Genomic DNA, 19,368 nt, shown 5'->3' on the forward strand with positions numbered 1-19,368 from the left:
CGGCAGTGGCGGTAAAGGGTCAGTTAGCCTATATTACAAACATAAGAACATGCTCGAAAACGGGCGGCCAGTAATGGCCCTGTCAGGAACGGAAACACCTTGAGCGACGATAGCGATATTCTCGAACCAACCGGCCCCGCACCAGAGGGTGAATTTGAACGCGTCGACATCGTCGATGAAATGAAAACGAGCTATCTCGACTACGCGATGAGCGTTATCGTATCGCGTGCCCTTCCCGATGTGCGCGATGGCTTGAAGCCGGTCCACCGCCGTATTCTGTTTGCCAGTCAGGAAGGCGGCTTCGTCGCTGGCAAGCCATACCGCAAGAGCGCCAAGATCGTCGGTGACGTGATGGGTAACTATCACCCGCACGGTGACAGCGCGATTTACGATGCGCTCGCTCGCATGACGCAGGATTGGTCCATGCGGGTTCCGCTGATCGATGGTCAGGGGAACTTCGGTTCGATGGACCCCGATCCGCCAGCATCAATGCGTTACACCGAAGCGCGTCTTGCACGGGTCGCGAACACGCTGCTCGATGATCTTGATAAAGACACGGTCGACTTTGCCGACAACTATGATGGTTCGCGCCAGGAGCCTCAGGTGCTCCCTGCCCGGTTCCCCAATCTGCTCGTCAACGGCGCAGGCGGGATCGCGGTGGGCATGGCGACCAACGTGCCGCCGCACAACCTGGGCGAAGTGATTGATGGCTGTCTGGCATTTATCGATAATCCTGCCATCACCACCGAAGAGCTGATCGAGTACATTCCTGGTCCAGATTTCCCGACTGCACCGTTGATCCTCGGCCAGTCAGGCGCGAAGGCGGCCTACACCACCGGTCGCGGCTCAATCTTGATGCGGGCGCGTCACGAGATCGAGACGAAGCGCGGGGATCGTCAGTCGATTGTGCTGACCTCTATCCCGTTTCAGGTCGGTAAATCTGGCTTGGTCGAGAAGATCGCTGAAGCGGCCAAGGACAAGCGGATTGAGGGCATCTCCGACATCCGTGATGAGAGTTCGCGCGAAGGGGTGCGGGTCGTTGTCGATCTCAAGCGCGATGCCTCCGCAGATGTCGTTCTAAACCAGCTGTGGCGTTACACTCCTGCCCAGTCATCCTTCCCGGCCAACATGCTTGCTATTCGCGGCGGTCGTCCGGAAACATTGACGCTGCGCGATATTGTTCAGAGCTTCATTGCCTTCCGTGAAGAAGTCATCACACGCCGTACCAAATATGAGCTGAACAAAGCCCGCGAAAGCGCGCACCGATTGCTCGGTTTGGTTATCGCGGTATCCAACCTTGATGAAGTGGTCGCGATGATCCGCGGCGCGGCGAACCCCGCTGAAGCCCGGGCACGACTGCTCGCCAAGGAATGGCCGATTGGCGACATCGCCCAGTACATCAAGCTGGTCGAAGCCATCGAGCCGACTGCCGATCAGGAAGGCGGCACTTACCGCCTGTCCGAACGGCAGGTAAAGGCTATCCTCGAACTGCGTCTGCACCGTCTAACCGCCTTGGGCCGTGACGAGATCGGCGACGAGCTCAAGGAATTGGCGATGGCGATCGAAGAGTACCTCTCGATCCTCGCCGACCGGGTAAAGCTTTACGGCGTCATGCGCGAAGAGCTCACTGAAGTCCGGGCAACGTATGCCACTGATCGCGTTTCCGAGATCGCCCCGGCTTGGGACGGCATTGAAGACGAAGACCTGATCGAGCGTGAAGAGATGGTCGTCACCGTCACCCACGGTGGCTACATCAAGCGCACGCCGCTCGACACGTTCCGCGCGCAGGCACGCGGCGGCAAAGGCCGCTCGGGAATGGCGACTAAAGAAGAAGACGCCGTCACCGAGATGTTCGTCACCTCGACGCACAATCCAGTGCTGTTCTTCACCAACACGGGCCGCGTTTATCGTATGAAGGTCTGGAAGCTGCCCGAAGGCGGTCCGCAGACCAAAGGCCGCCCGATGGTGAACCTGCTGCCACTGGGTGATGATGAGCGTGTGACCAACGTGCTCGCCCTGCCCGAGGATGAAGATGAATGGGGTTCGCTCAACATCATCTTCGGCACTGAGCAAGGCATGGTGCGTCGCAACTCAATGGACGCCTTCACCAATGTGCCGACTGCAGGCAAATACGCGATGGGCTTTGTCGAAGGCAGCGGCGATCGCCTGATCGGAGTCGAATTGCTGACCGAGGGGCAAGAAGTGTTCCTTGCCAGCGATACTGGAAAGGCAATCCGTTTCTCCGCTACTGACGCTCGCGAGACGAAAAGCCGCACCGGTATTGGCGTTCGCGGAATGACGCTTAAAAACGACGCCAAGGTTGTCTCGATGGCCGTGCTCGATCCGGGTGAGCGTGATCCGGAAGTGCGCGACGCATATCTGCGTGCTGCCATCTGGAAAAACAACGATGCCGAGCCGACACTCGATGCCGACAAACAGGCCGCGATGGCGGAAGAAGAGGAGTACATCCTCACGCTAACCGCCAATGGCTATGGCAAGATCAGCTCGGCTTACGAATATCGCACCATCGGTCGCGGTGGTCAGGGTCTGACCAATATTGGCGAGCCTTCGGACAAGGACCGCAATGGTCCAGTCGTCTCCAGCTTCCCAGTGACCCACGGCGATCAGATTATGCTGGTCACTGATCAGGGCAAGTTGATCCGGCTCAGCGTGCAATTCCGCCACCTTCTCGAGAACGGCTTTGAAGAGCACAAAGGCTGGGCCATCTATGGTCGGGGTTCGTCAGGCAATCGTCTGTTCAACGTTGCGAAGAACGAACAAATCGTCGGCGTCGCACGGATCGAAGAGACCGAAGGCGATGATGAAGACGGCGAAGAAGAAGATGGCGTTGCTGCAGAGGGCGAAACCGGCAGTGATTGCGAGCCTGCTTCTGAATAGGGTTTGCGATCCCGCCCTCTCCTGATAGCTCTCCGAAAAGGGACTTTGGGAGAGGTCAGAGTGATTATTGAACTGAGCGGTGCCGCGTGCGGCGCGACCATTCGGGGTGTCGACTTGAGTGGCGATCTTTCGCCTGAACTGGTCGAAGAAGTTCGCGCGGCTTGGCTCAGGCATAAGGTTATCGCCTTCGCTGACCAGTCAATGGATGACGACGCCCTGGAGCGCTTTACCATCGCCATGGGCGGCTTTGGCGAAGACCCATTCTTCGATCCTATCGAAGGGCGGAAGAACATCGCGGCGATTGTACGGGAGGCCAACGAACAGGCACCGCTCTTCGCCGAAAATTGGCACAGTGACTGGAGCTTTCTTGCCAAGCCCCCAGCGGGCACCTGCCTGCTGTCCATCGATATCCCGCCCCATGGCGGTGACACGCTTTTCGCGGATCAAGTCTGCGCCTTTGCCGCCCTGCCCCGTGATCGTCAGGATTATCTGCGTTCACTCTCGGCGATCCATTCGGCTAAGCTCGCTTATGCGCCTGATGGCACTTATGGCGAGAAGGATCAGGCGACGGATCGCTCCATGGCCATCCGGCCGGATGAAAGCGCGAACGAGACGTATCTTCACCCACTGATCCAGCCTCATCCTGAAACTGGTGAGGAAGCCATCTATTCGACCCTGGGATACATTATCGGGATAGAAGGGATGGAGGATGCCGAGGCGATTGCGTTCCTGATGGACCTCGCGGCCTGGCAATCGAGCGACGAATTTGTGTATCGCCACCACTGGGAGCCCAACATGTTGGTGATGTGGGACAACCGCAGCGTCCTTCACAAGGCGACGGGCGGCTATGAAGGTCATAGGCGCGAATTACACCGCACGACCATCGCCGCCGCAGCCTAACGAACGGGCGTTTCCCCACGCAGGGTCTGCACAACTCCCGTCGCGATCATAAGCTGGCCCGCATAATAAAGCGGCCAGATCATCCAGTGCGGGATGGAGCCAAGATCATAGGTCCCGAGCTCGCTGAAGATCAGCCAATCACTGATAACAAACAGCACCGCGCCGATCCCTACGCGATAACGGGGGAAACGGCTCGTCCATGCGGTCGCCGCCATGGCTCCCAGCGTAATGGCATAGACCCCGATCAACGGATCGCCGCTCAGCACATAAGAAAACGCAGGAGCCGCAAACAGCAATGTCGCGCCCAGAAGCATTTGGCTTTGCGTGGGGCGGTCGCGGCGATTGCGCAGATAGAGGATACAGGCGACCACATGGGCTACCGCGAACAGCGCACCGCCGGTCGTAAGATCGATCACCAGCGCCGCATCTGCCGAAGCGCATAGCACCATCACCGCGACCAAAAGTAGACCGTCGACGCCGTGGGTGCGCCGCCACGCATAGAACGCCAGGAACCCGACGCCCGCCGCTTTCACTGCCATCAATTGCACTTCGGGCAAGGCGGTATCGCGCAGGAAATAGAACGCTAGCGCGCTCACCATACTGGCAAGCAACCACGGGCGGTGTTCGATCAATGCACGTCTGGGCATGGCCTAAGGTGATCCTCCCTCTTGCCGCATTGCTAGCACGCAATTACTTGGCCTTGCTATGACTGGGACAACAACTTCGCACGATGTGCACATTATTGGTGGCGGCCTCGCAGGTAGCGAGGCGGCATGGCAGCTGGCTCGGCGCGGCCTGAAAGTGCGTTTGTCAGAGATGCGCGGCTCAGGCGAGATGACCCCTGCGCATCAGACCGATGGACTGGCCGAACTCGTGTGTTCGAACAGTTTCCGGTCCGACGATGACACCAAGAATGCGGTCGGCCTTCTCCACCACGAAATGCGCGAGCTCGACAGCATCGTTATGCGCGCAGGCGAAGTTGCTCGGGTCCCGGCAGGCAGCGCGATGGCCGTGGACCGTGATGTGTTTTCAGACGAAGTCGAGAAGACGCTGTCACGGCATCCCAACGTCACCATCGTGCGCGAGCGGGTGGACGCCCTGCCCGATGCTGGTTTGACGATCGTTTCCACTGGCCCTCTCACCGCGCAATCGTTGGCCCAGAGCATCGTCGGTGCAACCGGTGAAGAACGGCTCGCATTTTTTGATGCCATCGCCCCGATCGTCCACCGCGACAGCATCGACATGTCGAAATGCTGGGTTCAGTCGCGCTGGAACAAGACAACAGCCGCCTCGAACGAAGATGGTGATTACATCAACTGCCCGATGACGAAGGAGCAGTATCTCGCGTTCCACAAAGGCCTGATCGATGGCGACAAAGGCGAGTTCAAGGAATGGGAAAAAGACACGCCTTACTTCGATGGCTGTATGCCGATCGAGGTCATGGCCGAGCGCGGGGTTGAGACGCTGCGCTATGGCCCGATGAAAGGCGTCGGGCTCGACAACCCTTATGATACGACCGAAGAGCACCCGCAGGGGCGTTGGCCCTATGCGGTGGTGCAGCTGCGTCAGGACAATAAGCTCGGCACACTATGGAACATGGTCGGGTTTCAGACCAAGCTGAAATACGGCGCGCAAATTGAGTTGTTCCGAACGATCCCCGGCCTCGAGAACGCGGAGTTCGCACGGCTCGGAGGGCTGCATCGCAACACCTTCCTCAACGCACCCGAAGTGCTTGATCGCCAGCTGCGACTGAAAGCCGCGCCGCATGTCCGGTTTGCCGGACAGGTGACCGGCTGCGAAGGCTATGTTGAAAGCGCAGCTATCGGACTGGTTGCCGGAATGATGGCGGCGGCAGAGCATGCAGGCCGCGACTGGGCTCCCCTGCCCGCCTCCACCGCTTTGGGCGCGCTGCTAAGCCACATCACGGGCGATGCCGAGGCGGATACATTCCAGCCTATGAACGTCAATTTCGGCCTGTTCCCGCCGTTGCACGATGTGCCAAAGAAACATCGCAAAGAAGCCTACACCTCCCGCGCCAAAGCGGATTTGCAGGACTGGCTCACAAACTCAGGCGAACTCGTTCCCGCCTGATCAGCAACGGCACCTTGCCCGTTGCGGTCTGCGTTTGGGAGCGGTTGTAGCGAATTCTGCCTGAGACAGCTTACCGTTTCCATTCGCGTCTGCGCCGTCAAACCGATTGGCTGTGGTCACCGCCCACTCCTCGAATGTCAGCAGGTTGTTGCCGTCTTTATCGAGCTTACGGAACGCCTTGGAACGAGTGGATAGCATCTCGTTACGTGTGATCTGTCGGTCACGGTTGCGATCATAGCGGAAGAAGCGCTTCTCCTCTCGCGTCAGCTCGGTCGTTGTTGGCGGCGCTGGCCCGCGCATATCGCCGGGGTCTGCGCTGGGCAGTTCGTCCTCCGGAGGTGCCGTTTCTTCCGGTTCAGGCGGCGGTTCTGGGGCCAGTTCTTCCACTTGGGCGACCGCTTGCCACCAGTAAACACCAACACTGGCCAAAACCAAACCAGCCAATAATCCAAGAAATGCTTGCCTCATGCTGTCACGCCCCTTCGTCAATACTTGACTTAGATAAGTGATAACACGGGTTTACCTGCCAAAGATAGCCGCTCTTATGGCGACCAAGGCCGCGCCGCGACCCTCCATCAAGGGCCGTCCGCCTTTGTCGAGCGAACGCCGCGCCAATGCGTTCAAAACGGCCAATCCCTTGAGGCTAGACGGAAGGCTGGTGGAACGGGGCAGTTCACGAGCCAAGTCGAACAGCATTGCGCGCTCGTCAGCATTCTCAGTGTTCAAAGCTGTGTCGACGAGCGCCCACAGCTTGCCTGCGGTCAACGCGCTTGTATCTGATCCGACGGCGACATCGCCCACAGCGACAAACGGCACGGCGCGGCTTGTGGCCATTTCCAACGCTGCCTCTTTGGACAAGGGTGGCTCGTCGAGCATACGCTCCCACCCATCGACCAGAGCAGACAGCGCGGCCTCACTCCCGGACCAGTGCCGTGCAATGCCGTCCAGCACCACATCACCTTGCGGCCGGTCCTCTGCCGGCTTGGCAAGCATTTCGCGCCACCATGCAAGCCGCATCTGCCCAAGCATGGGCTCAGTCGTTTGTGAGACTATCCGCGCAAGCCGTTGATCAAGCCAGAGAAGCACACGCAGCTTTTCGCGAACGGACGTCGGCGAATGCACCAGTGCCAATTCGCGTTCATCGGGCAGTGTTTCAGGCAGCTGATCGCTCACACATCACCCAGCCTGCTTCGCCTTAAACGTAGCAAACCTTCTTTACCGCCTCGACGATGCGCGGGGCGTCGATCAAAGCGAGTTTCTCAAGGTTTGCAGCATAAGGCAGTGGCACGTCTTCGTTGCACACGCGCAGAACAGGTGCGTCGAGATCGTCGAAGCCTTCTTCCATGCAAATCGCCTGAATCTCGCTGGCAACTGAGCATGTGGGCCAGCCCTCTTCCGCGACGACCAGTCGATTGGTCTTGGCAAGGCTGGTCAGGACAGCTTCTTTGTCTAGCGGGCGCAGCGTGCGCAGGTCGATAACTTCAGCGTCGATGCCCTCGCCTGCCAACTCTTCAGCCGCTTCGAGCGCGAGGCCAACGCCGATCGAGTAGCTGACGATGGTGACATCAGACCCTTCGCGCATGATCCGCGCCTTGCCGATTGGCAGCACGTGGTCATCAATATCAGGCACATCAAAGCTGCGGCCATAGACCAGCTCGTTCTCTAGGAAGACCACAGGGTCTTCGCTGCGAATGGCTGCTTTCATCAGGCCTTTCGCATCGGCGCTGTCATAAGGCGCGATGACGATGAGGCCGGGGACGCTGGCGTACCATGGGCCATAGTTTTGCGAGTGCTGCGCACCCACGCGCGACGCCGCGCCATTGGGACCACGGAACACGATCGGGCAACGCATCTGGCCGCCGGACATGTAGTTCGTTTTGGCCGCCGAGTTGATAATGTGGTCGATCGCCTGCATGGCGAAGTTGAACGTCATAAACTCGACGATGGGACGCAGGCCGCCCATTGCTGCACCAGAGCCGATACCGGCAAAACCGTATTCGGTGATCGGTGTGTCGATCACGCGCTTGGGGCCGAACTCATCAAGCAGCCCTTGGGTGACTTTGTACGCGCCCTGATACTCGGCGACTTCCTCGCCCATAACGAACACACGCTCGTCCCGGCGCATTTCCTCGGCCATCGCGTCGCGCAAGGCTTCGCGAACCGGGATGGCCGTGTAGCTGGTGCCTTCGGGAATTTCAGGATCCTGTGCTGCCGGCTTCGGAGCAGGTGCTTCCGCTGCGACAGGTGTCGGCTCCGGGGCAGCTGTCGGCGTCGCCGCCGGAACGGGCGTTTCCTCGCCCTCGCCTTCGAGCATCGCGATTACCGTGCCAACAGCGACATTCTCGGTGCCCTCGGCCACCATGATCTTGCCAATAACACCCTCATCAATGGTTTCGAATTCCATCGTGGCTTTGTCGGTCTCAATCTCGGCGATAATGTCACCTGGAGCGATTTCGTCGCCCTCTTTGACAAGCCATTTGGCAAGCGTGCCCTCCTCCATGGTTGGAGACAGCGCAGGCATTTTAAGTTCAATACCCATGTCTCAATACTCCTCCACCAAAACATCGGTGTAGAGTTCAACCGGCGCGGGCTCTGGTGAGCTTTCGGAGAAGTCTGCCGCTTCGGCCACACGGGCACGGATAGCCTTGTCGATAGCCTTCAAGTCTTCCTCGGTCTTGCCGCTTTCGATCAACGTCTTCTTGAGCCCTTCGATCGGGTCGTGATGATCACGTTGATCCTGCACTTCCTCGCGCGTGCGATACTTCGCAGGGTCGGACATCGAGTGCCCGCGATAACGGTAAGTGTTGAGCTCCATTAGAACAGGGCCTTTGCCTTCGCGAACGTGCTTGAATGCGACTTCAGCAGCGGCTCGCACTTCGAGCACATCCATGCCGTTCACTTCCATACCCGGAATGCGGAAAGATGTGCCGCGCCGATAGAAGCGGGTTTCTGCCGAAGAGCGCTTGGTTGATGTGCCCATGGCATATTGGTTGTCCTCGACTACGAAAACGATCGGCAAGTTCCAGAGAGAGGCCATGTTGAAAGTCTCGTAGACCTGACCTTGGTTGGCCGCGCCGTCGCCGAAATAAGCGAGGCACAGGCCTCCATCATTGTTATACTGGTGAGCGAGCGCCAGACCGCCGCCCAGCGCAACCTGTGCACCCACGATGCCGTGGCCGCCGTAGAATTTGTGCTCGGTGCTGAACATGTGCATCGAGCCGCCCTTGCCCTTCGAGATGCCAGCCTCACGACCGGTCAACTCCGCCATGATAACCTTAGGGTCGATGCCGTATGCGAGCATGTGGCCATGGTCCCGGTAGCCGGTGATGACCGAGTCCTTATCGCCATCGAGCGCCGACTGCAGGCCAATCGCGACAGCTTCCTGTCCGATGTAAAGGTGACAGAACCCGCCAATCAGACCTAGACCATAAAGCTGGCCCGCCTTCTCTTCGAAACGACGGATCAGCAGCATCTGCTCGTAAAACTCGAGCATCTGCTCTTCGCTCGCATTGAAGCGCTTTGCCTTCTCAAACTCTTCCTGCAGTGAGTGCAGAATGAAGTCCGGATCGTCCGACGGTGCGACGCTTTCAGGCTTCTTGGTCGCGGGCTTTTTTGCCTTGCTGGGCTGTTTGGCCAAGGCTGATTTCCTTTGTTCTCTTCACAGTGTGACTGCGCACTCGGGGAGGATCTTGCGCAAGTGTTCTATGCCGCCAAACCCAGCTTCACGCAACGTAAAGCGACTGTATTGGTATGCAGAAATGTGGACGGGTTGGCGCGATCGAAAAGAGCAATCACTCTTCTTCGATAGTCACCACAAGCTCGTCGGCGTGGACGACATTCTGACCGCGCAGCAATTCACCGATCAGATCAGGATCAGCCGCTTCCGGATCAAGCAGTTCCACGCGGTTTTTCAGCGCATCCCGCTTCTCGGTCAGCATCGCAACCTGTGCTTGCCGTTGCTCCAACGCTTGCGAATTTTCGCTCCAAGCGAGCAATCCGGTTGGGCCGGCAATGGTCAGCGCAGTCAACAGCAGCAACACCGCGAGTGCAGCGCCCTGCTTGAACTGTTCTGACTGTGTCTTGATCATAGTCCCCAACCTCAAGTCACACAGAATCACAGTTAACGCGCTGGTTCAAGCGCAATCGTGCAATCAGCCGCAAAAACCGCTGTTGTCTGTGCTATTTCGGACTCAGAATGTCTCAATAAGAGCGTGGAAGGCCCAAAACGTGCTCTGCGAGGTAGGACAGGATCAGGTTGGTCGAAATTGGAGCCACTGTGTAAAGGCGCGCCTCGCGGAACTTTCGCTCGACATCGTACTCCTCGGCAAAGCCGAAACCGCCGAAGGTTTGAACGCACATATCCGCTGCCGCCCAGCTGGCCTCTGACGCGAGAAGCTTCGCCATATTGGCCTCCTCGCCCGCGTTACCACCTTCATCAAAAACTTGCGCGGCGTGGTGCACCATCAACTCCGCCGCGCGCATCTGGGCGTAGCAGCGAGCAATGGGGAACTGCACACCCTGGTTCTGGCCGATGGGCCGCGCGAAGACATTGCGGTCGCTCGCATATGTCTTGGCTTGATCGATGAACCACTTGGCATCGCCGATACATTCAGCGGCGATCAGAATGCGCTCGGCGTTCATGCCGGAGAGAATGTAGCGAAAGCCTTTCCCCTCCTCACCCACAAGCGCGCTGGCCGGGATACGCAAATCGTCGAAGAACACCTCACATGATGAGTGGTTCATCATTGTGCGGATCGGCTTGATCTCCATTCCATTTCCGACTGCCTGCTGCATATCGACGAGGAACATAGAGAGTCCCTCGGTCTTCTTCTCAACATTCTCTCGCGGCGTCGTGCGCGCGAGGAGGAGCATCAGATCGGAATGCTCGGCGCGACTGGTCCAGATCTTTTGCCCGTTGATAACATACTCGTCGCCATCACGAACGGCGCGTGTTTTGAGGCTTAGTGTATCGGTGCCGCTGGTCGGTTCGGAAACCCCAAACGCCTGCAAGCGGAGCGAGCCATCGGCGATCTTAGGGAGATAGGCGGTCTTCTGATCCTCGCTGCCATAGCGAAGCAGCGTGTTCATAATGTACATTTGCGCATGCGCTGCGCCGCCATTGCAGCCACTCGCCTGAATCTCTTCCATAATGACGCAGGCAGCATCAAGGCTAAGTCCGCTGCCTCTATACTCAGCCGGTATCAGGGCAGCGAGAAAACCGGCTTTGGTTAGCGCATCTACGAACTCGCCCGGATATTCGCGAGCGGCATCTTTGGCGCGCCAATACTCACCTGGAAAATCATCGCACAGCGCCCGCACGGCACGTCGGATTTCAGTAAGCTCTTCGGTTTCGTCTCTCATTGGGGTCCTTTTGATGGAACGCCTGCTGGCAGTTGCGTTTTATTCTGATACTGGTTCTGCACGTCAGGGAGAGGAGACACAAGAGATGCAAGTTCTGAAACATGACCCCGCCCGTTTTGCACACATCCCCAATTATCAGTTCGCCGAAAACTGGGTCGATATTGATCTTGGTCAAGGCCACTCCGGTCGCATGCATTACATTGATGAAGGCCCAAAGGATGCTCCTGCTGTCTTGCTGTTTCACGGCGAGCCTAGCTGGAGCTTTCTGTATCGCAAGATGATCCCGGTTCTCCTCGATGCCGGCTTCCGTTGCCTCGCCCCTGACCTCATCGGGTTTGGCAAAAGCGACAAGCCGGACGATATCGGTTTCTACACTTATGACCGCCATATCAGCTGGTTGAAGCAATGGCGCGAGGCGGTTGCGCCTGAGCCGGCTGCGCTTTTCTGTCAGGATTGGGGCGGTCTGCTCGGCCTGCGCATGGTTGGCGAGGAACCGGACAAATTTACCTGCGTCGTTGCCAGCAACACCTTCCTGCCGACCGGCGGGACACCTTCGCCAGCTTTTCTGGCTTGGCGGGAATTCGCCAAATCTTCGCCCGAATTCAAGATTGGCGAATTGCTCCAGCGCGCAACAGCCACCGAGCGCACGCCCGAGGAGGTCGCAGCCTACGATGCTCCCTTCCCCGATGAACCAAGCAAGGCCGGTGCGCGCGCATTTCCGCAACTTGTTCCGGTGGAAGACGGAATGGACGGGATCGAGCAGAACAAAGTGGCTTGGGAAGGCCTTGCAACCTTCGACAAGCCGTTCCTGACCCTGTTTGGTGAAGACGATCCGGTCACCGGCGGGCTCGCAAAGCCACTGATTGAGCGCATTGCTGGGGCGAAAGACATGCCACACGGGATGCTCTCAACCTGTGGTCACTTCTGTCAGGAAGATCGCCCAGTAGAGCTTGCTCAAGGTGTGATCGATACCGCCAAGAAAGCAGGTTTTCTGGTTTGAGCGATGTTGCTGCCGCGTCGCCGCAGCGTTTGACGCGGCGGCAGGAATTGTTGCTCGCCCTCGCTGTCGCGGTGGTGACCGCCAATGCGTATTACATCCACCCGATTATCGCAGATGTCGCTGATGGCTTTGGCACCAGCGCCGCACGCATCGGTCTGGTCCCGGCGCTGAACCAGTTGGCGCTGGCCATCGGAATCCTTTTGCTTCTGCCTCTTGGCGACCGATATTCGAACAGGAGGCTGACGATCCTATTCACCATCGGTCAGTGCGTCGGCCTGATTTTGATGACGCTCGCACCCGACTTCTTCTGGTTCACTGCGGGATCGACCTTGCTGGGGTTCTTCACCATCGCGCCCTATCTGTTGCCCGCTTATGCATCCCGCAGGGTGGCACCAGAACGGCTTGGTCATGTGACAGCGACACTGACTGCCGGGGTGATATTCGGGATATTGCTGGCGCGCGTGGGCGCTGGCGTGGTCGCCGAATATTATGGGTGGCGCAGCGTGTACTACATCGCAAGCGCCGCGATGATCTCCATCGCTGTTGCGCTCCCATACATCATGCCAAAGACCGAGATGCCCGCGTCAGAGGACGTGAAGCAGCCATATTCCGCATTGGTCTTGTCAGTGTTCCCGCTGCTTCGCACGCATCGAGAGATCATCATATCGGGCGCGGTTCAGGGCATCGGCTTTGGCCAATTCATCGCCCTCTGGCTGGGGCTGGCGCTTCATCTCACCTCACCCGAAATGGGATATGGCACCGACGTCGTTGGCTGCCTAGCCGGGTTTGCCGCGATAAGTGTGCTGACCACCCCGCGTTTCGGAGAGTGGGCGGACCGTATCGGAGCGAGGCGCGCGCGGGTGTATTTGGCTATGATCCAGACCGCTGGAACTGCATTGCTTCTGCCCTTTGGCGGAAGTGTATGGTTGCTGATGATCCCGATCGCCATCACCTCTACTGTCGGACCTGCCATCGACGTTGCCAGTCGTATGACGTTTCTGTCGCAGGAAGCATCCTTACGAACACGACTGACGACGATCTATGTCGTGATGATGTTTATCGGCGGCGGGATCGGCTCCTTTGTCGGCACGGCGCTCTATGACGCAGCGGGTTGGAGCGGCACGGCAATAGCGATCACCTGTGCATGCGCCACTTTGACCGCGCTCTGCATCCTGTCCCTGCGGCTTTACGGAAACGGGACGGCGCAAAGCGCGCCCGCATAGCAATTGAAAAAATGGTGACCCCGGCGTGATTCGAACACGCGGCCCTCAGATTAGGAATCTGATGCTCTATCCGGCTGAGCTACGGGGCCCCGCCGCGACCAATAGCAGCGCAGACTGACCAATCAATTCAGTTTGTCGGGTGGAGCGATGGGAAATGGCAGAGGCGCAATCGGCACACCCTCGTCTGCCAGCTCTTTTGCTTCCTTAAGGCTCGCCTGACCATGGATTGGCGCATCATCCCGTTCGCCATAATGCATGGCGCGCGATTGCTCGACGAACTTGTCACCGACATAAGTGCTTTTTTCCAACGCAGTGGCCTGAGCCTTTGCGAGCGCCTCCATCGCCTTTTGAACTTCAGTGGGCATCGGAGTATTTGAGATCGGGGTAGTTTCCGATGCCTCGACCGGCAATTGTTCTGATGGCCTTGTATTGCCCTTGGCAGGCACCGCTGGCGCCATTGGCGCTTTGCTTATCACACCTGACCCACACTGGGGGCACGACAGAAGACCCCGCTCGCGCTGGTCGTCAAAATCGGAGGATGAACCAAACCACCCTTCAAAACGGTGGCCGTCGTCACAATGGAGATCGAATACAATCATCGCGCGCCTGATTTGGGGATTTCGCGGCGATTGGCAAGGCTTGGAACTTGCTGACGAACTTCGGCGATGCGCGATAGATCAATGTCGCAGTAGGCAACACCCGGCTCCTCGCCGCCCATGTCGAGCAGCACTTCGCCCCATGGATCGACAACGAGTGAGTGACCATATGTTTCGCGTCCGTCCTCATGCCTTCCAACTTGTGCGGCGGCGATAACGAAAGCCGAGGCTTCGATGGCACGCGCACGCAACATCACGTGCCAATGCGCGGCGCCTGTCGGCTTGGTGAAAGCAGCGGGAACCGCGATGGCATCGCAAGGCACACGGCCCAGCCAGTCAAACAAGGCCGGGAAGCGAAGATCATAGCAAATCGTTTGGCCCAATTCTCCCAAGGGCGAATCATAAATGCTCGATGGCTCTTCGCCAGGTTGGTACGCTGAGCTTTCCCGCCACGTTTCTCCCGTCCCCAATTGCACATCGAACATGTGCATTTTGTCGTAATGCCCTGCGTTGTTTCCGTCGGCGCGAATATACAGAGATCGATTAACCAGCTTTCCGTCCTCAAAGGGAAGTGGCATGGATCCCAAAGCAATGTCGATCTGAACGTCCTCGGCTAGGAGCCAAAGGCGTTCTTCGAGCGAACCGTCCTGTTCCTTCTCCGCCACTCCATACCCCGGCTGAGACATAGTCTGCAGCGCACGCTTGCGATCTTTATCGAGCAGCAGTGACATTTCCGGGGTGAAGAGAATTCGTGCTCCTTCACCCGCCGCACATTTTGCCGCCTCGGCGATGTCGCGAAAATTGACCTCCGGATCGATCCCCGAAGTCATCTGCAGGACGGCAATTTTGGGCACAGTAGCGCCCTAACCCGCTAGCAATGCGTCAAGCTTGCCGGCTTCTTCCAAGGCGGCGAGATCATCGGACCCGCCGACATACGTATCACCGATAAAGATTTGCGGCACCGTCATAGCATTGGGTGCGCGTTGCATCATTTCCTCGCGCTTTGGTCCACCCATCGTGATGTCATATTCGTTGATCTCTACACCCTTCGACGAAAGCAGCCGTTTGGCCCGAACGCAAAAGGGGCAAGCGAATTTCGTGTACATATCGATGGTTGGCTGAGCCATGTGTGTGATCCCATTTGATGCCTCTTGAAAGGCCTTTGTCGCACACCAAATAGCCTGTGTCGCAGCGTTTCGCCAGTCTTGGGAGACATCACTGTGACAATCCAGCGGGCGCTGCATGAGGCAGGTTCGCAAATGAAAACCAAATTGCTCAAACAAGAGGATTTGAAACTATGTCACGTTTTGATTTTACCCCGTATCGCCGCAGTACTGTGGGCTTTGATCGCCTATTCGACTTGCTCGAAAATCAGGCTCGCTCCAATGCTGGCGACAATTACCCCCCTTTCAACATTGAACGCCGCGGCGAAGATGAATATCGCATCACCTTGGCAATAGCTGGTTTCCGCCCGCACGATATCGATATCACTGCTCAACAGAACTTGCTGACCGTCCAAGGTAAGAAGCGCGAGGATGACGGTGAAGCTGGTCAGATGCTGCATGTCGGCATCGCCAATCGCGGTTTTGAGCGCCGCTTTGAACTGGCCGATTATGTCCGCGTTGCAAGTGCTGACCTGGCAGACGGATTGCTGATCATCGATTTGGTGCGCGAAGTGCCAGAGGCGATGAAGCCTAAGAAGATTGCGGTGAATGGCGCTCCGGCTCTGACTGCCGTGCCCGATGCAGACAGCGATAAGACCGACGCGGCGTAACACGCTTATTCAGCAAATCTGAAATCTTGAAACCCGTGGGGGCGGATCATGGTGATCCGCCCCTGCGACGTTAGACGCCGCCTCGACCGGTTTTGACCATCCGGGTCGCAGAAGATGGTCAACGCCGGAACAAGCTGTCCCCTGGTCCGCAGCCGCGTTAGCGTTCACATGCGAAGCTGGAAGAAGAGGGCGTTAGCACTGACCCCCTTACTAAAACCTGTAGGCCTGCCCTCGGGTAGTGCGTTAAAGTGCGCGAACGCAAGGGCAAAATTGGCATTTTCGTGCGTTTTCGAACGAAACTTAATCGCGCGGTAACCATCATCGCTTCAGCGGTGACGTTATAACAATCTAACTGGTCTTTCAGCGCTCAAAAACCGCAGAATTTCGCATTCTGCAAAGGTACTTCGCTATACGAGTCGCGAGTGTTCCAGCGCTGCTTCGATAAAGCCGGCGAACAGCGGATGTGGATCAAACGGCTTAGACTTCAATTCCGGGTGGAATTGCACGCCGACAAACCATGGGTGATCCGGCCGTTCGACAATCTCGGGCAGCAAACCATCAGGAGACATCCCCGAGAACACCAAGCCCTGCTTTTCCAACGGTCCGATGTAAGCGCTGTTGACCTCATAGCGGTGACGATGGCGTTCAGAGATCATCTCTGCCCCGCCATAGATACGTGAGGTATGGCTGTTGCCAGTCAGCTTAGCGTCATAAGCACCAAGTCGCATCGTGCCGCCAAGGTCTCCATCGGCCTCACGTTGTTCAAGCCCGTCTTCGCTCATCCACTCTGTGATGATCCCGACAACTGGTTGCTCAGTTTCGCCAAACTCAGTTGAGGATGCGTTTGCGAATCCCGCATTCCGCGCGCCCTCGATACAGGCCATCTGCATCCCGAGACAGATGCCGAAGAACGGCACTTTGCGTTCGCGGGCAAAGCGTACGCTGGAGATCTTTCCTTCACTGCCCCGCTCACCGAAGCCGCCAGGCACCAGAATGCCGTGCAGCGGCTCAAGCTCTGACACGATCTCACTTTCATCGCCTTCGAACAGCTCGGCGTCGATCCACTTGATCTTGACCTTCACCCGGTTGGCGAGTCCGCCATGAACCAACGCTTCGTTCAGGCTCTTATAGGCGTCTTGCAGACCTACATATTTGCCAACCACGCCAATCGTTACTTCACCTTCCGGATTGAAGTAGCGATCGGTGACATCGTGCCAGGCGGAAAGATCGGGCGCAGGCGCGTCGGTAATGCCGAAGCCGCGCAGGACCTCTTCGTCGAGGCCTTCTTGATGGTACTGCAGTGGCACCGAGTAAATCGACGGCGCATCCAAAGCCGGGATGACCGATTCTTTCCGGACGTTGCAGAAATTGGCGATCTTCTGGCGTTCGCCGTCGGGGATCGGATGCTCGGCACGACACAGCAGCACATCCGGCTTAATGCCAAGGCTGGCCAGCTCACGGACCGAGTGTTGCGTTGGCTTGGTCTTCAGCTCGCCCGCTGCCGCGATGTACGGCACCAGCGTTACATGCACGCTTAGCGTCTGGAATGGCTCAAGCTCATTCCGGATTTGCCGGATCGCTTCCATAAAAGGAAGCGATTCAATGTCACCGACCGTGCCGCCAATTTCGCATAGGATGAAATCGTGATCATCCTGATCAGCCAGCGCGAACTGTTTGATTGCGTCGGTTACGTGGGGGATGACCTGCACAGTCGCGCCGAGATAATCACCACGCCGCTCTTTCGCGATGATGTCGCGATAAACGCGGCCAGAGGTGATGTTATCGCTCTGGCGTGCAGATACGCCGGTGAAGCGCTCATAATGGCCAAGGTCCAGGTCAGTCTCGGCCCCGTCATCCGTCACATACACTTCGCCGTGCTGATACGGGCTCATCGTGCCCGGATCGACATTCAGATAGGGGTCGAATTTCCGGATGCGGACCTTGTACCCACGCGCCTGAAGGAGCGACGCCAAGCTTGCCGCCATGAGACCTTTGCCGAGCGAGGAGACCACGCCGCCGGTGATAAAAATGTACCGCGCCATGGGAGTTGGGCCTTAAGCGTGTCGACGGATTCGGGGCAAGCGAATTGCGAATGGCTTTTGAAGCCATCCACAGTTGTTCGTGATTTGGAGCTTGGTTGCGCTTACTGAGCGAGCGGGTCTTCGTCAGCTGCTTCAGGCGCCGCCTCTGAGCCTTCACCTTCAACTGCAGGAGCGTCAGGGGCAGCAAGCGGATCGGCCTCTGTTTCCTGATTATCCTGAACCAGGTCAGTAGCTCCGCCGCCGGTACTGCGATCAACAGTCGACGTGACCGTGTCCGAACTCGTGGTCTCAACCGCCACAGCGGCAAGCGCAATCGAAAGCGTCACAAATGCCACGGCGAGCCACTTCGTTGAGCGGGTAAGAAAGTCCGCCGCGCCACGCGCACCAAGTGCACCGCCAGGGCTGCCGCCGATGCCAAGGCCACCGCCTTCGGAACGCTGCATAAGGACCACGCCCACGAGCGCAGCAGCGACAATCGCCTGAAGAACGGTGAGGAAGATAAAGAGTGACATGTGTGTTTCTCGAAAAAGCTTTCAGCGCATGTAGTCTCGCACACGCCTCACGACAAGCCGGGAGACGGTGGCAATGCAGGATCAGTCTTCGTCGCTGTCTCCAGCGGCAAGCGCGATACCCATAAAGCTGTCTACGCTCAGGCTGGCACCACCAACCAATGCGCCGCCGACATTGGGGGTAGCGAGGATTTCAGCGGCGTTATCGGGCTTGACCGATCCACCATAGAGGATGCGAGTTTCCTCGCCCTGCTCTTCACCGTAAAGTTCGACGAGAACACCGCGAATAACCGCATGCATTTCGGCGATGTCTTCCACAGTGGCCGCATTGCCGCTGCCAATTGCCCAGATCGGTTCATACGCAACGGTGATCTTCTCACTCGCATCACCCAACGTTTCCGACGGTTCAGGAAGCGACGCTTTCAACTGGCGCTTTACAAACGACGTGGCATTTCCGCTTTCGCGTGAAGAGGCAGGTTCGCCGCAGCAAAGGATCACGCGCAAACCGGCATCAAGTGCTGCTTGCACCTTCGCCGCAATCATCGATGCTGTCTCGCCATGCGCTTCACGGCGCTCGCTATGACCAAGGATCACAAATTTGGCGCCTGCATCGGCGATCATTGCCGCCGAGATATCTCCGGTGAACGCGCCTTCGGCTTCGTGATGGCAATCCTGTGCGCCAACGCCGATTTGTTCTGCTTCACGGTGAACCGGATGAAGCAGCGTGTATGGAGGCGCAATCGCAACCTCTACTTTCATGTGACGTTGGGCCGCGCGGTCAATTGCGCGAGCGTCCGAAAGCATGGCGCGGGTGCCGTGCATCTTCCAGTTTCCAACGATGTAGGGCCGCTGGGCCATTGATGAATTCCTGCAAATTACGAATCTGGGGCCCGACTTAGGGATCGGGGGCGGCGTCCGCTACCCGAGTAAAGCACTTCAGTCAAAAGCCATCTTGCACTGTTGCCGCGAGGTCG

19 protein-coding genes and 1 tRNA gene are annotated in these 19,368 nt (G+C 57.9%); 6 read left to right on the top strand and 14 right to left on the bottom strand.

Annotation, left to right across the window (positions count from 1 at the left end; all coding sequences use genetic code 11):
- Nucleotides 1–99: 99 nt before the first annotated feature.
- Both gyrA and AC0V6K_RS14345 read left to right on the top strand, forming a co-directional pair.
- Nucleotides 100–2,898, top strand: a complete 2,799-nt coding sequence (gene gyrA, locus AC0V6K_RS14340; protein ID WP_472623395.1) for a DNA gyrase subunit A — start codon at nucleotides 100–102, stop codon at nucleotides 2,896–2,898.
- Between the two features lie 60 nt (nucleotides 2,899–2,958).
- The gene (locus AC0V6K_RS14345; protein ID WP_472623397.1) at nucleotides 2,959–3,798 is read left to right on the top strand and encodes a TauD/TfdA dioxygenase family protein; all 840 of its coding nucleotides are present in this window, start codon (nucleotides 2,959–2,961) and stop codon (nucleotides 3,796–3,798) included.
- Here AC0V6K_RS14345 and AC0V6K_RS14350 read toward each other — a convergent pair.
- Nucleotides 3,795–4,445, bottom strand: a complete 651-nt coding sequence (locus tag AC0V6K_RS14350; RefSeq protein WP_472623399.1) for a lysoplasmalogenase family protein — start codon at nucleotides 4,443–4,445, stop codon at nucleotides 3,795–3,797. The genes AC0V6K_RS14345 and AC0V6K_RS14350 overlap by 4 nt on opposite strands.
- 58 nt (nucleotides 4,446–4,503) lie before the next feature.
- Here AC0V6K_RS14350 and trmFO point away from each other — a divergent pair, with 58 nt between their 5' ends.
- Nucleotides 4,504–5,889, top strand: a complete 1,386-nt coding sequence (gene trmFO / locus AC0V6K_RS14355) for a methylenetetrahydrofolate--tRNA-(uracil(54)-C(5))-methyltransferase (FADH(2)-oxidizing) TrmFO (RefSeq protein ID WP_472623401.1) — start codon at nucleotides 4,504–4,506, stop codon at nucleotides 5,887–5,889.
- Here the strand turns inward: trmFO and AC0V6K_RS14360 are convergent, their stop codons facing one another.
- The 6 genes from AC0V6K_RS14360 to AC0V6K_RS14385 form a co-directional block, all read right to left on the bottom strand.
- A complete protein-coding gene (locus AC0V6K_RS14360; protein WP_472623403.1) occupies nucleotides 5,890–6,357 on the bottom strand; it encodes an EF-hand domain-containing protein in 468 nt (155 codons plus the stop codon).
- 51 nt (nucleotides 6,358–6,408) lie between these two features.
- Nucleotides 6,409–7,062 carry a hypothetical protein gene (locus AC0V6K_RS14365; protein WP_472623405.1) on the bottom strand — a complete coding sequence of 218 codons (654 nt, stop codon included), beginning with the start codon at nucleotides 7,060–7,062 and terminating at the stop codon, nucleotides 6,409–6,411.
- A gap of 22 nt (nucleotides 7,063–7,084) precedes the next feature.
- Nucleotides 7,085–8,428, bottom strand: a complete 1,344-nt coding sequence (locus AC0V6K_RS14370; RefSeq protein WP_472623407.1) for a pyruvate dehydrogenase complex E1 component subunit beta — start codon at nucleotides 8,426–8,428, stop codon at nucleotides 7,085–7,087.
- A gap of 3 nt (nucleotides 8,429–8,431) precedes the next feature.
- Nucleotides 8,432–9,526, bottom strand: coding sequence for a pyruvate dehydrogenase (acetyl-transferring) E1 component subunit alpha (gene pdhA / locus AC0V6K_RS14375; protein WP_472623409.1), 1,095 nt, complete (start codon nucleotides 9,524–9,526; stop codon nucleotides 8,432–8,434).
- Between the two features lie 154 nt (nucleotides 9,527–9,680).
- Nucleotides 9,681–9,977 (bottom strand): septum formation initiator family protein, encoded by a 297-nt coding sequence (locus tag AC0V6K_RS14380; protein WP_472623411.1) that lies wholly within the window; start codon nucleotides 9,975–9,977, stop codon nucleotides 9,681–9,683.
- 112 nt (nucleotides 9,978–10,089) lie between these two features.
- Nucleotides 10,090–11,250: an acyl-CoA dehydrogenase family protein gene (locus AC0V6K_RS14385; protein ID WP_472623413.1), complete on the bottom strand. Its 1,161-nt coding sequence runs from the start codon at nucleotides 11,248–11,250 to the stop codon at nucleotides 10,090–10,092.
- Between the two features lie 13 nt (nucleotides 11,251–11,263).
- On the opposite strand from AC0V6K_RS14385, the gene AC0V6K_RS14390 reads away from it, so the two are divergent.
- On the top strand, nucleotides 11,264–12,250 hold the full coding sequence (locus AC0V6K_RS14390) for a haloalkane dehalogenase (RefSeq protein ID WP_472623415.1): 987 nt from the start codon (nucleotides 11,264–11,266) through the stop codon (nucleotides 12,248–12,250).
- Nucleotides 12,247–13,473: an MFS transporter gene (locus tag AC0V6K_RS14395; protein ID WP_472623417.1), complete on the top strand. Its 1,227-nt coding sequence runs from the start codon at nucleotides 12,247–12,249 to the stop codon at nucleotides 13,471–13,473. Before AC0V6K_RS14390 ends, AC0V6K_RS14395 begins: the two co-directional genes overlap by 4 nt.
- A gap of 12 nt (nucleotides 13,474–13,485) precedes the next feature.
- On the opposite strand, the gene AC0V6K_RS14400 is transcribed toward AC0V6K_RS14395, so the two are convergent.
- From AC0V6K_RS14400 to grxC, 4 genes are all read right to left on the bottom strand, one after another.
- Nucleotides 13,486–13,562 (bottom strand) — tRNA-Arg (locus tag AC0V6K_RS14400).
- A 33-nt stretch (nucleotides 13,563–13,595) separates the two neighbouring features.
- Complete coding sequence (locus tag AC0V6K_RS14405) at nucleotides 13,596–14,072, bottom strand: DUF1178 family protein (RefSeq protein WP_472623419.1); 477 nt, start codon at nucleotides 14,070–14,072, stop codon at nucleotides 13,596–13,598.
- Nucleotides 14,069–14,923 (bottom strand): carbon-nitrogen hydrolase family protein, encoded by an 855-nt coding sequence (locus AC0V6K_RS14410; RefSeq protein ID WP_472623421.1) that lies wholly within the window; start codon nucleotides 14,921–14,923, stop codon nucleotides 14,069–14,071. Before AC0V6K_RS14410 ends, AC0V6K_RS14405 begins: the two co-directional genes overlap by 4 nt.
- Before the next feature lie 9 nt (nucleotides 14,924–14,932).
- Complete coding sequence (gene grxC / locus AC0V6K_RS14415; protein ID WP_472623423.1) at nucleotides 14,933–15,196, bottom strand: glutaredoxin 3; 264 nt, start codon at nucleotides 15,194–15,196, stop codon at nucleotides 14,933–14,935.
- A gap of 170 nt (nucleotides 15,197–15,366) precedes the next feature.
- Here grxC and AC0V6K_RS14420 point away from each other — a divergent pair, with 170 nt between their 5' ends.
- Complete coding sequence (locus tag AC0V6K_RS14420) at nucleotides 15,367–15,843, top strand: Hsp20 family protein (RefSeq protein WP_472623425.1); 477 nt, start codon at nucleotides 15,367–15,369, stop codon at nucleotides 15,841–15,843.
- A gap of 407 nt (nucleotides 15,844–16,250) precedes the next feature.
- Here the strand turns inward: AC0V6K_RS14420 and pyrG are convergent, their stop codons facing one another.
- The 3 genes from pyrG to tpiA form a co-directional block, all read right to left on the bottom strand.
- The gene (pyrG, locus tag AC0V6K_RS14425; protein WP_472623427.1) at nucleotides 16,251–17,885 is read right to left on the bottom strand and encodes a CTP synthase; all 1,635 of its coding nucleotides are present in this window, start codon (nucleotides 17,883–17,885) and stop codon (nucleotides 16,251–16,253) included.
- Between the two features lie 101 nt (nucleotides 17,886–17,986).
- Nucleotides 17,987–18,397, bottom strand: a complete 411-nt coding sequence (gene secG / locus AC0V6K_RS14430; protein ID WP_472623429.1) for a preprotein translocase subunit SecG — start codon at nucleotides 18,395–18,397, stop codon at nucleotides 17,987–17,989.
- 81 nt (nucleotides 18,398–18,478) lie between these two features.
- A complete protein-coding gene (tpiA, locus tag AC0V6K_RS14435) occupies nucleotides 18,479–19,252 on the bottom strand; it encodes a triose-phosphate isomerase (protein WP_472623431.1) in 774 nt (257 codons plus the stop codon).
- Nucleotides 19,253–19,368 lie beyond the last annotated feature (116 nt).

Source organism: Erythrobacter sp. S43 (assembly GCF_057364955.1).

Excerpts from the sequence above, each read along its gene's own strand:
- AC0V6K_RS14385 (WP_472623413.1), bottom strand. The coding sequence starts at position 11,250 with ATGAGAGACGAAACCGAAGAGCTTACTGAAATCCGACGTGCCGTGCGG.
- tpiA (WP_472623431.1), bottom strand. The coding sequence starts at position 19,252 with ATGGCCCAGCGGCCCTACATCGTTGGAAACTGGAAGATGCACGGCACC.
- AC0V6K_RS14405 (WP_472623419.1), bottom strand. The coding sequence starts at position 14,072 with ATGATTGTATTCGATCTCCATTGTGACGACGGCCACCGTTTTGAAGGG.
- AC0V6K_RS14370 (WP_472623407.1), bottom strand. The coding sequence starts at position 8,428 with ATGGGTATTGAACTTAAAATGCCTGCGCTGTCTCCAACCATGGAGGAG.
- AC0V6K_RS14360 (WP_472623403.1), bottom strand. The coding sequence starts at position 6,357 with ATGAGGCAAGCATTTCTTGGATTATTGGCTGGTTTGGTTTTGGCCAGT.
- grxC (WP_472623423.1), bottom strand. The coding sequence starts at position 15,196 with ATGGCTCAGCCAACCATCGATATGTACACGAAATTCGCTTGCCCCTTT.
- trmFO (WP_472623401.1), top strand. The coding sequence starts at position 4,504 with ATGACTGGGACAACAACTTCGCACGATGTGCACATTATTGGTGGCGGC.
- pyrG (WP_472623427.1), bottom strand. The coding sequence starts at position 17,885 with ATGGCGCGGTACATTTTTATCACCGGCGGCGTGGTCTCCTCGCTCGGC.
- AC0V6K_RS14350 (WP_472623399.1), bottom strand. The coding sequence starts at position 4,445 with ATGCCCAGACGTGCATTGATCGAACACCGCCCGTGGTTGCTTGCCAGT.
- secG (WP_472623429.1), bottom strand. The coding sequence starts at position 18,397 with ATGTCACTCTTTATCTTCCTCACCGTTCTTCAGGCGATTGTCGCTGCT.
- AC0V6K_RS14380 (WP_472623411.1), bottom strand. The coding sequence starts at position 9,977 with ATGATCAAGACACAGTCAGAACAGTTCAAGCAGGGCGCTGCACTCGCG.
- AC0V6K_RS14420 (WP_472623425.1), top strand. The coding sequence starts at position 15,367 with ATGTCACGTTTTGATTTTACCCCGTATCGCCGCAGTACTGTGGGCTTT.
- AC0V6K_RS14390 (WP_472623415.1), top strand. The coding sequence starts at position 11,264 with ATGGAACGCCTGCTGGCAGTTGCGTTTTATTCTGATACTGGTTCTGCA.